Annotated in this window: 13 protein-coding genes; 11 read left to right on the top strand and 2 right to left on the bottom strand. The window is 70.4% G+C overall.

Translation table 11 applies throughout. The features are described from left to right. Positions 1 to 120: 120 nt before the first annotated feature. Positions 121 to 717 carry a histidine phosphatase family protein gene (locus ACWDEW_RS10735; RefSeq protein WP_450511588.1) on the top strand — a complete coding sequence of 199 codons (597 nt, stop codon included), beginning with the start codon at positions 121 to 123 and terminating at the stop codon, positions 715 to 717. Positions 718 to 810: 93 nt separating this feature from the next. Here ACWDEW_RS10735 and ACWDEW_RS10730 read toward each other — a convergent pair whose 3' ends face one another. After that, complete coding sequence (locus ACWDEW_RS10730; RefSeq protein ID WP_450511586.1) at positions 811 to 2,274, bottom strand: hypothetical protein; 1,464 nt, start codon at positions 2,272 to 2,274, stop codon at positions 811 to 813. A 272-nt stretch (positions 2,275 to 2,546) separates the two neighbouring features. Here ACWDEW_RS10730 and ACWDEW_RS10725 point away from each other — a divergent pair, with 272 nt between their 5' ends. Further along, a complete protein-coding gene (locus ACWDEW_RS10725) occupies positions 2,547 to 2,981 on the top strand; it encodes a hypothetical protein (protein ID WP_450511585.1) in 435 nt (144 codons plus the stop codon). Between the two features lie 64 nt (positions 2,982 to 3,045). After that, positions 3,046 to 3,918: a spermidine synthase gene (locus ACWDEW_RS10720; RefSeq protein WP_450511583.1), complete on the top strand. Its 873-nt coding sequence runs from the start codon at positions 3,046 to 3,048 to the stop codon at positions 3,916 to 3,918. A 24-nt stretch (positions 3,919 to 3,942) separates the two neighbouring features. On the opposite strand, the gene ACWDEW_RS10715 is transcribed toward ACWDEW_RS10720, so the two are convergent. Beyond that, positions 3,943 to 4,494, bottom strand: a complete 552-nt coding sequence (locus tag ACWDEW_RS10715) for a hypothetical protein (RefSeq protein ID WP_450511581.1) — start codon at positions 4,492 to 4,494, stop codon at positions 3,943 to 3,945. 111 nt (positions 4,495 to 4,605) lie between these two features. On the opposite strand from ACWDEW_RS10715, the gene ACWDEW_RS10710 reads away from it, so the two are divergent. From ACWDEW_RS10710 to ACWDEW_RS10675, 8 genes are all read left to right on the top strand, one after another. After that, positions 4,606 to 5,310: a response regulator transcription factor gene (locus ACWDEW_RS10710; protein WP_450511579.1), complete on the top strand. Its 705-nt coding sequence runs from the start codon at positions 4,606 to 4,608 to the stop codon at positions 5,308 to 5,310. Beyond that, the gene (locus ACWDEW_RS10705) at positions 5,307 to 6,710 is read left to right on the top strand and encodes an ATP-binding protein (protein ID WP_450511577.1); all 1,404 of its coding nucleotides are present in this window, start codon (positions 5,307 to 5,309) and stop codon (positions 6,708 to 6,710) included. Before ACWDEW_RS10710 ends, ACWDEW_RS10705 begins: the two co-directional genes overlap by 4 nt. 107 nt (positions 6,711 to 6,817) lie before the next feature. Further along, positions 6,818 to 8,287 (top strand): glycoside hydrolase family 18 protein, encoded by a 1,470-nt coding sequence (locus tag ACWDEW_RS10700; protein ID WP_450511575.1) that lies wholly within the window; start codon positions 6,818 to 6,820, stop codon positions 8,285 to 8,287. A 265-nt stretch (positions 8,288 to 8,552) separates the two neighbouring features. After that, a complete protein-coding gene (locus ACWDEW_RS10695; protein ID WP_450511574.1) occupies positions 8,553 to 9,851 on the top strand; it encodes an ABC transporter substrate-binding protein in 1,299 nt (432 codons plus the stop codon). Beyond that, positions 9,848 to 10,828, top strand: a complete 981-nt coding sequence (locus tag ACWDEW_RS10690) for a carbohydrate ABC transporter permease (RefSeq protein WP_450511572.1) — start codon at positions 9,848 to 9,850, stop codon at positions 10,826 to 10,828. The genes ACWDEW_RS10695 and ACWDEW_RS10690 overlap by 4 nt, the downstream gene beginning before the upstream one ends. After that, the gene (locus ACWDEW_RS10685) at positions 10,825 to 11,718 is read left to right on the top strand and encodes a carbohydrate ABC transporter permease (RefSeq protein WP_450511570.1); all 894 of its coding nucleotides are present in this window, start codon (positions 10,825 to 10,827) and stop codon (positions 11,716 to 11,718) included. Before ACWDEW_RS10690 ends, ACWDEW_RS10685 begins: the two co-directional genes overlap by 4 nt. Before the next feature lie 55 nt (positions 11,719 to 11,773). Then, entirely contained in the window at positions 11,774 to 13,090 is a 1,317-nt protein-coding gene (locus ACWDEW_RS10680; protein ID WP_450511568.1) for a glycoside hydrolase family 36 protein, read from the top strand. Next, positions 13,087 to 15,087, top strand: a complete 2,001-nt coding sequence (locus tag ACWDEW_RS10675) for a beta-galactosidase (RefSeq protein WP_450511566.1) — start codon at positions 13,087 to 13,089, stop codon at positions 15,085 to 15,087. Before ACWDEW_RS10680 ends, ACWDEW_RS10675 begins: the two co-directional genes overlap by 4 nt. Positions 15,088 to 15,116: the final 29 nt, after the last annotated feature.

The following is a 15,116-nucleotide window of genomic DNA, read 5'->3' as shown; positions in this document are numbered from 1 at the left end:
CGGCCCGTTTCGGGCGCCCCTGGACCTCAAAGACGCAGAGATCGCCCCCCGGGTTGCCCTTTTCCAGGGTGCGGGATGATGGAGTGACCCGCCTCTGGACATCTCCCGGAAAGGTCCCCCATGGCACCGCGCATCCTGCTGGCCCGGCACGGACAGACGGCTTGGTCGCTGTCCGGGAAGCACACCGGCAGGACCGACGTCCCGCTCCTCGAAGAGGGCCGGCGTGGCGCCAAGGTGCTCGGCGAGCGACTCCACCGGCCCCCGCTGGACGGCCTTCCCGGGGTCGAGGTCCGCACCAGTCCACTGGCACGCGCGCGTGAGACCTGCGAACTCGCCGGCTTCGGCGACCGCGCCACCGAGTGGGACACCCTCATGGAGTGGGACTACGGCGCCTACGAGGGCCTCACCCCGCAGGAGATCGCGGCCCTGCGCCCGGGCTGGCTGATCTGGCGCGACGGCGTCCCCGAAGGGGAGACCCTCGCGGAAGTGACCGCCCGCGCGGACGAGGTCGTCGCCTGGGCACGCGCCGAGGACCGCGACGTCCTGGTCTTCGCCCACGGCCACATCCTCCGCTCGATCGGCGCCCGCTGGCTCGGCCTCCCGATCGACTTCGCGTCCCGGATACGCCTCAACCCGACGTCCCTGTCGATACTCGGCTGGGCCTACGACGAACCGGCGATCGAGAGCTGGAACGACCTGGGCCATCTGGTCGCGTAGGGACAGGCGCGCCCCTCAGGGGCGCGGGGCTGTGTTGATCTGCGGCTCCGCCGCGTGGGCGTGCCCAGCCCCCACCGGCTCGCGGCCAAAGAACTACGCAGCAGTACGAGGCAAGCTCGAATGCCTCTCCAGAAACGTCGAAACCCCCGAAGCCCGCCGATGAGGCAACAACACCCGCGCAGTCCCCGCCAGCATCGTCTGAATCCGCGACGACTGCACCAGATCCAAAAGATCAAGCACCCGCATCCCCGCAGTCGCCGCCTCGTCGGGCCGCCCCCCGCGCGCGAGATCGTCGGCCAGCTCCGTCGTGTACAGCGCGATGTTCCGCGTGAAGTGCGGATCCTGAAGCCGGGCGGCACGCCGAGCGTGCCGCGAAGCCCGCGGCCAGTCGCCCAGCGTCGACCAGCACTGCGCCTCAAGGCCCTCCAGCTCGGCCTCTCCGTAGAAGCTCATCCACTCGGGGTCGGCGTCCGAGTGGCCCCGCTCGTAGAGGGCCTGCGCCCGGGCCAGCGCCTGTTCGCAGCCGGTGCGGTCGGCGAGCCCCGCCCAGCCGCCCGCCTCGCGCAGCGCGAGCAGCGACATCAGACGGGCGGAGCCCAGGGGGCGGGCGACGCGCTGTGCGGCCTGTGCGGCGCGCACCGCCTCGCGCGGGCGTCCGGCGTCCCGCGCGAGGAACGCCGTATTGCAGAAGGCGTGTGCCTCAAGGCCCGCGTCGCCGGTCATGCGGGCGGTGGCGAGGGCTTCCGCGTAGTGCGAGCGGGCGTCGTCGAAGCGGCCGGAGTCGTGGGCCAGCCAGCCCACCGAGATGGCGAGTTCACCGGCTCCGGAGTGCAGTCGCTCGGCGACGGACTGCCGCGTGGTGCCCGCGTCGAGCAGGGCGTACGCGGCGCGCAGCGGGGCCGCCGCGCGCCGGTAGAGGCCGTCGGCGCCGTGCCGGTCGTCGAGCAGCCGGATTCTGCGGACGGCCTCTTCCAGGGCGCCCGCCTCGCTCGTACCGGGGCGGCGGACGGAACGTTCCGCTGCCACGGCGTCCAAGGTGAGCCCCAGGGGGCCCAGCGTGCCGGCGGCCACCGTGACGGTGCCGCCCCTCATGAATGCGCGACGCAGCACGTCGCTCTCCTCGTGGTTCTCGTGCGTGTCGTACGGGTCCTGTGTGTCATACGGCTCGTACGCCCCTCGCGTCTCATTCGTCCCACCCGTCTCACCCGGGGCGCAGCCCGGGCTCGTGGGGTGTGCGGGGGGCGCGTCCTCGGCGGTGCGCGCCCCGCGTCCGCGTACGGACGAGCGGGGCGCGAAGCCGAGGTCGGCGAGCGTGCGGCCGGGGAACATGTGCAGGAACACCCGTTCGTACGCGTAGTTGGGGCAACGGATCTCACCGGCCTCGACGCGGCCGACGTAGCGCGCGTCGCAGCTGACCCGCTCGCCGATCTCGCGCGCGGACCGGCGTACGGCCGCGGCGAACTCCGCCGGTGAGCGCTGTCCGCGCAGCCGCCGGAAGGCGAGATTGGGTCTCGGTGGTTGGGGGAACTGGGGCGGGGGCACCGTTGACGACGCCATGGCCGGGTCCTCTCGTGCGAACCGTCGAACCATGCCGGATTCAGGGTGACTTGTGTGAGTGACGCCCTGTTTCCAGCGGGCAAGAACGTACCTGCTGTGCACGACCCGCCACGCAGGGTTTGGCTACAAACCGGATATCTCATCCGGGATCTGCCATGAACTGCCATCCTTTGCGGCGGACTTGTGCCGTAGCCGTTGACGCTTCGACGCGTTGAACTCCATGGATCCGGGAGCCACCCGACTCCCGACCCGCTCGTCCAAGGAGGGGTTCCGTGGTGGAGACCGGGATGGAGACCAGTCAGAGCGTCGATCCTCGAATGCCGAGCGCGGAGTGCAGCGCGCCACCGTTCGCGGACTCCGCCTGCGATCTGGTGACCGTGCCGACGCGGCAGGGCCTGGAGGCCGTCGACATCCTGCGACGCGGCACGGGCGACGGGGTCGGCCCCGTCCTGCACGACGACGGCGGCGACACCCTCGGCTTCCTGGTCCCGCCGGGCACTGCGGCGGCCTGGGACGTCCCGGGCAGCACCTGCACGGAGACCCACGGCCGGGGCCTGCGCCTCGCCCCCGACCCCGAACCCCCGGTCGAGGGCTCCGACTGGCTGCTGCCCCCCGGCGACGCCGACCTCGCGACCGACCCGGCGGTCCTGCGGGCCGCGCTGGACGAGGCGGCCCGCCTGATCGAGGCGGCGGACGGCTGTCGCTGAGCGCCGACCACCACGCGCCGAGGCCGAACGCGCCGGACCACCCACGCCCCCCGATAATGGGCCAATGGGAAAGTCCAGGAACACCCGGCGAGGTGGTGCCGGCTCCGCCGAAGCCGTCGTCGAGGCAGTCGACGGTGGGCTCGCCGAGCTGATACCCGACCGGGACCGCGCACGCGCCTGGACTCTGTTGATCGACGGGGCGCCGCAGTCCTACGTCGACCTCGACGACCCGGCGTATCTGTCCTTCGAGTACCAGCGCCGCCTCGGGCACGTCATCGACCTCGTCGCACCGGCGGGCAAGCCGATCCAGGCCGTGCACCTAGGCGGCGGCGCCCTCACGCTCGCCCGCTACGTCGCCGCCACCCGCCCCCGCTCCACCCAGCAGGTCGTCGAGTTCGACGGGGCGCTCGTCCAACTGGTCCGCCGCGAGCTGCCGTTGGACCCGAACGCGCGGATCCGGGTGCGCTCCACCGACGCCCGCGCGGGACTCGCGAAACTGCCCGAGGGCTGGGCGGACCTCGTCGTCGCGGACGTCTTCAGCGGCGCCCGGACCCCCGCCCACCTCACCTCCACCGAGTTCCTCGACGAGGTCCGCCGCGCGCTGCGACCGGGCGGGATCTACGCCGCCAACCTCGCCGACGGCCCCCCGCTCGCCCACCTGCGGGGCCAGATCGCCACCGTGGCCGCCCGGTTCACGGAACTCGCGCTGATCGCCGACCCGACCGTGCTGCGCGGCAAACGGTTCGGCAACGCCGTCCTCGTCGCCTCCGACCACCCGCTGCCACTCGCCGAACTCACCCGGCGCGCCGCCTCCGACCCGCACCCCGGCCGGCTCCAACACGGCAGCGAACTCACCGACTTCACGGGCGGCGCCGTACCGGTGACGGACGCCGCGGCGGTCGCCTCACCGGCACCGCCGCCGTCGGTGTTCCGCTAGCCGGCACAACCCACCCGAAAAACCTCAGTAGTTCCCCACATCCACCCGCGGCGCCCCGTCGTGCCACGTGCAGATCACCGACACCTTCCCCGTGCCCTTGGTGAACTCCACCCGGAGCCACGAGTCCGTCTTCCACACCTGCATCGACCAGCCCGTACCCGGCGTGGCCGACACGAGCGTCACGTAGGCCGGCGCGTAGTCGAGTTCGAGCACCACCCGCCCGCCGTCGGTGTCGTAGCTCTTGACCTGGCCGGAGCCGGAACCGGTGGAGGGAGAGGGGGACGCGCTCGCCGTCGCCGGCTTCGTGGGGGTCGGGCTCGGGGAGCGGGTCGGTGTCGGGGTGCTCGACGGGCTCGGGACCGATTCGGCCCGAACCGTCGGCTCGGCGGGCGGTGTCGCCTCCTGCGCGGTCGCGCCGGCCGCCGTGATGGGCAGGGCGCGCGGGGGGTCGTAGGCCGTGCCCGTCATGACCGTGTGGACGCCCCACCAGGACAGCGTGACCGCCGCGCCGGTGGCGAGCGACCAGGCCAGCACGTGCATGAATCCGTTGACGAGTCCTCTGGGCATCGCGGCCATACTGCCTCACGCGCCCCACGGGTGTCGCGGCGACGGCCATCGCTTTGTCCACGGGCGGGAGTTGTCCACAGGCCCGGATGCGGGTCGCCCGCATGGGCTACGGTGCGGCGCATGGCAAGTGTGCTCGTGGTCGAGGACGACCAGTTCGTACGCTCGGCCCTCATCCGGCATCTGACCGACGCCGCACACACGGTGCGCAGTGTCGGTACGGCACTTGAGGCGCTGCGCGAGGTCGCCCATTTCCGTTTCGACGTGGTCATCCTGGACCTCGGACTGCCCGACCTGGACGGGTCCGAGGCGCTGAAGATGCTGCGCGGAATCACGGATGTCCCCGTGATCATCGCCACCGCCCGGGACGACGAGACCGAGATCGTCCGGCTGCTCAACGCGGGCGCGGACGACTACCTCACCAAGCCCTTCTCGGTCGACCATCTCTCCGCCCGCATGTCCGCCGTGCTACGACGCTCCCGCGCCACCACCGGCGAGGCGCCCCCGTCCTCGGTCCTCCGCGTCGGCGGACTCACCGTCGATCCGCTGCGCCGCCAGGCCGACCTGGACGGCGTCCGACTCGACCTCACCCGCCGCGAGTTCGACCTCCTCGCCTTCCTGGCCGGCCGGCCCGGCGTGGTCGTCCCGCGCAAGGAACTCCTCGCCGAGGTGTGGCAGCAGTCCTACGGCGACGACCAGACCATCGACGTCCATCTGTCCTGGCTGCGCCGGAAGTTGGGGGAGACGGCGGCCCGGCCGCGCTATCTGCACACCCTGCGGGGCGTCGGCGTGAAGCTGGAGCCACCGGGAGCGGAGCCGCCGCGATGAGGTGGGCACTGGTCAGGGTCTGTCTCGCGATCGCGGCCATGGTGGTCGTCGCCTTCGCGGTGCCGCTGGGCCTGGTCATCAAGGAGATGGCCCGCGACCGCGCCTTCTCGAACGCCGAGCGGGAGGCCGCCGCCGTCGCCCCCGCGCTGTCCATCACCACCGACCGGGACCAGCTGGAGAAGGTCGTCGCCTCGGCGGGCACGGACTCCGGGATGGCGATCCACATACCGGCGGGGGAGGGGAAGGCCGCCCTCGACCTCGGGCGGCAGCGCGCCGCCGGCAAGGACATCGCGACCGTGAGGAAGCTGGGCCGCGCCTCCACCACCGAGGTGCCCGGCGGCTCCGTCCTGCTCCAGCCCGTCGCGCTCAGCTCCGGCGAGATATCCGTCGTCGAGGTCTTCGTCCCCGAGTCGGAGGTGAGCAACGGCGTCGGTACGGCCTGGGCGGTGCTCGCCGGGGTCGGCATCGCGCTGATCGTCGGTTCCGTCGCGGTCGCCGACCGGCTGGGCGTACGGATGGTGCAGCCCGCGCAGCGCCTGGTCGAGGGCGCGCACGAACTGGGGGAGGGGAAGCTGGGGGCGCGGGTTCCCGAGGAAGGGCCGACCGAACTGCGGCTGGCGGCGGTGGCGTTCAACTCCATGGCCGACCAGGTCGTACAACTGCTGGCGAACGAAAGGGAGTTGGCGGCCGACCTGTCGCACCGACTGCGCACACCCCTCACCGTGCTGCGGCTCAACGCGGCCTCGCTCGGGGACGGTCCGGCCGCCGAGCAGACGCGGACCGCCGTCGCGCAGCTGGAGCGGGAGGTCGACACGATCATCCGGACCGCGCGGGAGGCCAAGCCGCAGACCGTGGCGGCCGGGCCCGGCGCCGGGTGCGACGCGGCCGAGGTGGTGCGCGAGCGGATGCGGTTCTGGTCCGCGCTCGCCGAGGACGAGGGCCGCAAGGTGCGGGTGGCCGGGGTGGAGCGGCCGGTGCGCATACCCGTGGCCCGCGCCGACCTGGTCGCCGCCCTCGACGCCCTGCTCGGCAATGTGTTCCGGCACACGCCCGAGGGCACGGCCTTCGCGGTCGACGTGCACAACAGCGAGGACGCGGTGATCGTGCTCGTCTCGGACGCGGGCTCCGGCATACGGGACCCCGAGGCGGCAATGGCGCGCGGACGCGGCTCCGGCAGCGACGGGTCGACCGGGCTCGGCCTGGACATCGTGCGCAGGCTCGCCGAGTCGACGGGCGGGGACGTCCGGATCGGCTCCTCGATGCTCGGCGGCACGGAGGTACGGATCTGGATCCAGCTGGACGGGCGGGAGCCGGAGCGCCGGGGGCATCGCGGGGCCGTACGACGGCGTCGGCGCGGCAGATTGGTCTCTACCTTTAACCGTTCCCGATCTCTTCCTTAAGCGCGCCCTAAGATCGCCAACCCCTGCCCGGATCAGGCCCTTTGCCCGATTCCGAATCGCTAGCGTGCTGCCGCACTCCACCCCCGTACGGCGAAGGCAGGCACGCGATGAGCACCCACCGGCGCAGGATCAGCAAGAGAAACAAGGTGATCGGCGGAGCGGTCGCCGCGGCGGTGGTCGGCGGCGGCGCGATCCTGCTGACCGGCGTCGCGCAGGCGGCGAGCGTCGGCGCGGCCTACACCAGAACCAGCGAGTGGTCGACGGGGTACACCGCCCAGTACGTCGTCACCAACACCACCGGGGCCAGAAAGGCGGACTGGACACTGCAGTTCGACCTGCCGTCCGGTTCGAAGCTGAGCTCGCTGTGGAACGCCGAGTCGAGCGTGAGCGGGCAGCACGTCACCGTGAAGCCGCCGAAGTGGGACACGGACGGGCTCGCGGCCGGCGAGTCGGTCACGGTCGGCTTCGTGGTCAACGGCACGGGCCAGCCCACGAGTTGCCTCATCGACAACGCCAAGTGCTCGGCCGACGGCACCGCGACCCCCGAGCCGACCGGCCGCCCGACGGGGACGCCCACGCCGACCCCCACACCGACTCCTACCAAGTCGACGCCCACTCCCACCCCGACCCCGACCCCCACTCCCACCCCCTCGCCCTCCCAGAGCGGCGGCACCGGCACCACGGCCGCCGGAGGCTTCGCCCCCTACGTGGACACCTCCCTCTACCCGGCCTTCGACCTGCTCGGGAACGTCACCGCGACCGGCGTGAAGAACTACAACCTCGCCTTCATCACCGACGGCGGCGGCTGCACCCCGAAGTGGGGCGGGGTGACGGACCTCGCGAGCGACGGCGTGGCCTCCCAGATCGGCGCGCTGCGCGCCAAGGGTGGTGACGTACGGGTCTCCTTCGGCGGCGCGTCCGGCTCCGAGCTGGCGACGACCTGCGGTTCGGCGAGCGCGCTGGCGAGCGCCTACGGCAAGGTCGTGGACGCGTACGGCCTCACCAAGGTCGACTTCGACATCGAGGGCGCCGCGCTGCCCAACGCGTCGGCCAACACGATCCGCGCCCAGGCGATAGCCAGGCTCCAGCAGCAGCACCCGAACCTGGACGTCTCCTACACCCTCCCGGTAATGCCCGAGGGCCTTACCCAGGACGGTGTGAACCTGCTCTCCAATGCCAAGTCCAACGGCGTGAAAATCGCCACGGTCAACATCATGGCGATGGACTACGGACCGGCCTACAGCGGAGATATGGGAACGTACTCAGAGCAAGCGGCTACCGCTACTCAGGCCCAAGTCAAGAGTGTTCTCGGGCTCTCTGAAAGTGCTGCATGGAAAGCGGTTTCCGTCACTCCGATGATCGGCGTGAATGACGTGTCATCGGAGGTATTCAAGGTCGACGACGCGACCCAGCTCGTGGCTTTCGCCAAGGCGAAGGGGCTCGGCGGTATCTCGATGTGGTCCGCGACGCGCGACAAGGAGTGCGCAGGCGGAGCCAGGCCCACCGCGGACGCGACCTGCAGTTCGGTCGCGCAGGCCCCCTCCGCGTTCTCCAAGGCCTTCTCCGCCTTGCAGTAGTCGCCCCGTGTGCCACGGGAGCCCCTCGCGGCCCCCGTGGCCCCAGTCGCCCCGCAGCGGACGTATGGCCACTTGGCTGTACGTCCGCTTCTCTTGCTGGTGCGTGTCGATTACGTTTCGACAAATGAAGGCGGCGGGTGTTGACGCATGACCAGACATGGGACTGTTATTACGCCACCGTGTTTGGTCGCGTTGGTTTCTGGTCGGTTACGACGACCTGGGGCGTGGCGCATTCCGGCCGAACCCTGTCCGTCAGGAGCCGTTCATGCCCGACTTCTCCCTCCCCGCCGCGAGCCGCCGTTCCGTCCTGCGCGGCATAGGCGGCGCCGCCGTCCTCGGAGCCGGTATACCCCTGCTGAGCGCCTGTGGCAGCAGCGGCAGCGGGTCCGACTCGAAGACCGTGACGCTCGGGTCCAACGCGTCCGACGCCGTGCCGAAGAAGGCGTTCGCGAGCGTCTACGCGGACTTCAAGAAGACCTCCGGCATTACCGTCAAGGTCAACACGAAGGACCACAACACCTTCCAGGAGCAGATCAACTCCTACCTCCAGGGCACGCCGGACGACGTGTTCAACTGGTTCGCCGGGTACCGCATGCAGTTCTTCGCGGCCAAGAAGCTCGCCACCCCGATCGACGACGTGTGGGCGAAGATCGGGGACAACTTCCCCGACGCCATGAAGAAGCTCAGCAAGGGCGAGGACGGCAAGTACTACTTCGTCCCGCTGACGACGTACCCGTGGGCGATCTTCTACCGCAAGAGCGTCTTCGCGGCGAAGGGCTACACCGTCCCCACCACCTGGGACCAGCTGGTCGCCCTGTGCAAGAAGATGAAGAGCGACGGCCTGGTCCCGATCGCCTTCGGCGACAAGGACGCCTGGCCGGCGATGGGCACCTTCGACCAGATCAACTTCCGCCTCAACGGCTACGACTTCCACAAGGCGCTGATGGCGGGCACCGAGTCGTGGACCGACCCCAAGGTCAAGGCGGTCTTCGACCACTGGGCCGAGCTGCTCCCGTACCACCAGGACGGCTTCATGGGCCGCACCTGGCAGGACGCCGCCCAGGGCCTGGTGTCGAAGAAGTCCGGCATGTACCTCCTCGGCTCCTTCGTGGCCCAGCAGTTCACCAACAAGGCCGACCTCGACGACCTCGACTTCTTCGCCTTCCCGGAGATCAACTCCGCGTACGGCCAGGACACCGTCGAGGCGCCCACCGACGGCTTCATGGTCAGCAAGGCCCCGAAGAACCACGACGGTGTCGTGAAGCTCATGGAGTACCTGGGCAGCCCGGCGGCCGAGGAGCTCTACCTCAAGACCGACCCGAGCGTGGTCGCCGCCTCCAACAAGGCCTCCACCGCCGCGTACTCGCCGCTGCAGAAGAAGGCGTTCGAGATGATCGGCGCCGCCAAGAGCCTCACCCAGTTCATGGACCGTGACTCCCGCCCGGACTTCACCTCGACGGTGATGCAGCCCGGTCTGCAGAAGTTCCTCCAGAACCCCAAGGGCGTCGACAGTCTGCTGTCCTCGATCGAGCGCCAGAAGAAGACGATCTTCGCCTCCTCATGATCTCCGAGACGACTACGACGAGCCCGGAGGCGGACGCCGTTCCGCCTCCGGGCCCCGCGCCTGCCGACAAGCGCGTCCCGCAGGGCGCCAAGCGCCTGCTGACCCGCCGTGACCGCATCACGCTCGCCTTCATGGCGGGCGTGCCGACGGTCCTGCACGTGGCCCTTGTCTGGGTCACCGCCCTCGCCTCGATCGCCCTGGCCTTCACCAGCTGGGACGGCATCGGCTTCGACTCGATCAAGTGGGTCGGGCTGGACAACTTCAAGCAGTTGTTCACCGACAACCCGCAGTTCTGGCCCGCCCTTGAGCACAACATCATCTGGTTCGTCGTGCTCATCCTGCTGCCGACGCCCTTCGGCCTGTTCCTGGCCGTGCAGCTGGACAAGAACATCCGCTTCAGCCGCATCTACCAGACCGCGTTCTTCCTGCCGGTCGTCATGTCGCTGGCGGTCACCGGCTTCGTCTGGCAGCTGATCTACAACCCGGACACCGGCCTGATCAACAGCCTCATCGGGGCCAACAAGCCAGGCCACTACATCGACTGGATCGGCGACCCCAAGCTCAACCTGTGGGCCGTCCTGATCGCCGCGTCCTGGCGGCACGCCGGCTACATGATGATCCTGTACCTGGCCGGCCTCAAGGGTGTCGACCCGTCCCTGCGGGAGGCCTCCGCACTGGACGGCGCGAACGAGTGGCAGACGTTCAAGAACGTCATCTTCCCGACGCTGCGCCCCACCAACACGGTCGTCCTGGTCGTCACGATCATCGAGTCGCTGCGCGCCTTCGACCTGGTCTTCGTCTTCAACAAGGGCGCCCAGGGCACCGAGCTGCTGTCGATCCTGATCACCAACAACATCATCGGTGAGTCCAGCCGGATCGGTTACGGGTCGGCGATCGCCGTCGTCCTGCTGGTCATCTCCCTCGCGGTCATCATCCCGTACCTGATCGCGACCTTCCGGAAGGAGCGGCGCGCATGACCACCCCCACCGCCGCGCTCGGCGTGAAGCAGCGCACCCCGCTCCGCCCCGCCCGGGTCCTGCTGCACACGTTCCTCGTCGTCACCTCGCTGGCCTGGCTCGCCCCGCTGCTGTGGGCGATCTACGCGGCCCTGCGCCCGTACTCGGAGACCAGCAACAAGGGCTACGTCTCCTGGCCGGACACGCTGAACTTCGACAACTTCAAGAACGCGTTCCAGCAGTCCGACATGACGCACTACTTCGTCAACACGCTGATCATCGCGGTCCCGGCCGTGCTGCTCACGCTGCTGCTGGCGTCGATGGTCGCGTTCTACGTCAGCCGCTTCGACTTCCGCTTCAACATCGCCCTGCTGCTGGTGTTCACGGCCGGCAACCTGCTGCCGCAGCAGGTCATCATCACCCCGCTGTACCGCCTCTACCTGCTGATCGACCTGCCGGGCATCACGATGAGCGGCAAGCTCTACGACTCCGCGCTGGGCCTGGTCCTCATCCATGTGGCGTTCCAGTCCGGGTTCTGCGCCTTCGTGCTCAGCAACTACATGCGGATGCTGCCGCACGAGCTGACCGAGGCGGCCCTGGTGGACGGCGCCTCCGTGTGGCGCCAGTACTGGCAGATCGTGCTGCCGCTGTGCAAGCCGGCGATGGCGGCCCTGGCCACCCTGCTCTCCATCTGGATCTACAACGACTTCTTCTGGGCGATCGTGCTGATCTCGACCGGCGAGAACATGCCGATCACCTCCGCGCTGAACAACCTCTCCGGCCAGTACTTCACCGACCCCAACCTGGTCGCGGCCGGCGCCCTGCTCACCGCGATCCCGACCCTGATCGTGTACTTCGCGCTCCAGCGCCAGTTCGTCAGCGGTCTCACGCTGGGCGCCAACAAGGGCTGACGCCCGACCTGTCGCGTCTTTCCCGTTGCGCCCGGCCCGTTGAAAGAGAACCACCGTGCACGACCGCCCCTTCACCGCGCTCGCCTCCGTCCCCGTGAATCCACGCACCGCCCGGGTCCACGAGGAGGGCTGGCAGTCCTGGAGCCCGAGCGGCGCCTATCCCCTCGGGGCGCGCCCGTACCGGCCGGCCAACGCCAACTGGGCGACGGTGTGCTACCGCCCAGGTGTCACCGTCCCCGCCGATGTCTTCCAGGGCGAGGGTCTGCTCGCCCTCGACCCCGGCGACGGCTCACCGGCCCGTCTGTGGGCGGCGGTCGACCCCACCGGATCGGTCCCGTCGATCCGGCTGTCGGTACGGGACGGGGTGGCGGAGATCGCCGCCGACGGCCCGGTGAAGGAGTGGACGGGGACCGGCATCCAGTCGGTGCTGCGGGACTGGGCCGACAGCGTGGCCCTGCCGTCCCCCCGCCCCGCGCCTACGGTCTGGTGCTCCTGGTACGAGTACTTCACCGCCGTCACCGAGGAGGACATCCACGAGAACCTCCGCGCGATGGACACCCTCGACCTGCCCATCGACGTCGTCCAGATCGACGACGGCTACCAGAAGGCGCTGGGCGACTGGCTGACCCTCTCCGGCCGCTTCCGCTCACGGGCCTCGATCGCCGACACCATCCGCGGGCGTGGCCGCAGGGCGGGCATCTGGACGGCCCCCTTCCTGGTCGACCCGGCGAGCGACCTGGCCGCCGAACACCCCGAGTGGCTGGTGCGCGACCCGGCCGGCGGCTTCGCCCACGCCGGCCGCAACTGGGGCCACGACCTCTGCGTCCTGGACTCCACCCACCCCGGCGCGGCGGCGTACCTGACCGAGGTCTACGCCACCCTCCGCACCGAGGGCTACGACTACTTCAAGGCCGACTTCCTCTACGCCGGCGCCCTGGACGGCGTACGCCACAAGGAAGTTGACGCCATCGAGGCCTACCGGGCCGGGATCGCCCTGATCCGCGAGGCGATCGGCCCGGACGCCTACCTCCTGGGCTGCGGCGCGCCGATCCTCCCCTCCCTCGGCCTGTTCGACGCGATGCGGATCAGCCCCGACACCGCGCCGCACCGCCGCCCCGAGGCCGACGACCACTCCCAACCCGGCCAGGACTCCGCCGAGTTCACGGGATTCGCCCGCCAGTGGCAGCACGGCCGCCTCTGGACCAACGACCCCGACTGCCTGATGGCCCGCCCGGCCGTGGAGACCCGCGAACGCTGGGCCGCCCATGTGGAGGCCACCGGCGGCCTGATGGCGTCGAGCGACCGCCTGCTGTCCCTGGACCAGTGGGGTGTGACGACAACCCGTCGCCTCCTGACGGGAGTTGAACAATGACCATTTCCTACGGTGGCGACTACAACCCCGAGCAGTGGCCCGAGGAGGTCTGGGCCGAGGACATGCGCCTGATGCGCGAGGCCGGGGTGACCATGGTCAGCATCGGCATCTTCTCGTGGGCACTGCTCGAACCGGCCGAGGGCGTCTACGACTTCACCCTCCTGGACAAGGTCCTGGACCTGCTCCAGCAGAACGGCGTAGCCGCCGACTTGGCGACACCGACGGCGGCCCCACCGGCCTGGTTCTTCCGCGCCCACCCCGAGGCGCTGCCGGTGGACCGGGACGGCCGGAGACTGTCGTACGGCAGCCGCCAGACGTTCTGCCCATCGAGCCCCGCGTACCGTACGGCGGCCCTGCGCATCGCGGGCGAGTTGGGGCGCCGCTACGCCGGCCACCCCGCGGTCGCGATGTGGCACATCCACAACGAGTACGGCTGCCACAACCCGGCCTGCTACTGCGACGAGAGCGCCGAGGCGTTCCGGGTGTGGCTGCGCGCGAAGTACGGCGACAGCCTGCCGGCGCTCAACAACGCCTGGGGCACGGCCTTCTGGAGCCAGTGGTACTACGACTGGGCGGAGGTCCTGCCCCCGCGCGCGACCGGCGCGGTCCCCAACCCCACCCACCAGCTGGACTGGCGCCGCTTCTGCAGCGACGCGCTCCTGTCCCTGTACAAGGCGGAACGGGACGTACTGCGGGAGGCGGCCCCGGCGATCCCCGCCACCACCAACTTCATGGTGATGTTCAACTTCGACGCGCTGGACTACTGGCGCTGGGCACCGGAGTTGGACGTCGTCTCCAACGACCACTACCTCCGCTCCACGGACCCCGAGTCGGAGATCGACATCGCGATGAGCGGCGACCTGGTCCGCTCGCTGGCGAGTGGCCGGCCCTGGCTGCTGATGGAGCATTCGACCGGCGCCGTGAACTGGCAGCAGGTCAACAGGGCAAAGAACCCCGGTGAGTTGAGACGCAACGCGCTCGCCCATGTCGCGCACGGCGCGGACGGCATCGCCTACTTCCAGTGGCGGGCGGCCAAGGCGGGCGCCGAACAGTGGCACTCGGCGATGCTGCCGCACGCGGGCACGGACAGCCGGATCTGGGAGGACGTCGTCCAACTGGGCGCGGACCTGCGGGCGTTGGCGGAGGTGCGGGGCAGCACGGGCACGGCTGAGGTGGCTGTCGTCTGGGACTGGAACGCCCGCTGGGCCCTGGAACTCCCGTCCCAGCCCAGCGAGGAGGTCCGCTACCTGGACCAGGTCCGCTCCTGGTACGAGCCGTTGTGGCGCTCGGGCATAGCGGTGGACTTCGTCCGCCCCGACGCCGACCTGTCGCCGTACCGCCTGGTCCTGGCCCCCAGCCTGTACCTGGTGGACGATGCCGACGCGGCCAACCTCTCCGACTTCGCCTCGTCCGGCGGCACACTCGCGGTGGGCTTCCACAGCGGGGCCGTTGACGAGAACTGCCATGTGCGGCTGGGGGGTTACCCCGGTGCGTTCCGCGAGGTGCTCGGCGTCCGCACGGACGAACTGTTCCCGCTGCTCCCCGGGGAGTCGCTCGCACTGAGCAGCGGCGGCGGTACGGCGTCCCTGTGGTCGGAGCGGGTCGCCCTGGCGGGCGCCGAGGCGATCACGTCGTACGCGGAGGGCCCGCTGACCGGCATCCCGGCGGTGACGCGGAACGCGTACGGCGAGGGCACGGCCTGGTACGTGGCCACCCGCCCCGACCCGACGACCCTCGCCGGACTCCTGGACCTCATCCGCCGCGAGGCGGGAGTGAAGCCGGTGCGGGTGACGCCGGAGGGCGTGGAGGCGGTACTGCGGCGCGGGGCGGACGCGGACTATCTGTTCCTCATCGACCACGCGGGACAGGGCGCCGAGGTCCCGGTCGTCGGGGCCGACGCGGTCGAACTCCTCACCGGCAAGCCCGTGTCGGGCGGATCGGTGAGCGTGCCGCCGGGCGGGGTGGCGGTGGTCCGGGAGCCGCGTCGGGCCGGCTGACCCGGAGGACGGCGCGGGGGCTCGCAACA

The sequence above is a fragment of the Streptomyces sp. NPDC001100 genome (assembly GCF_053598575.1).
The sequence above is the reverse complement of the archived record's forward strand: the minus strand, read 5'-3'. Positions and strand labels throughout refer to the sequence as shown.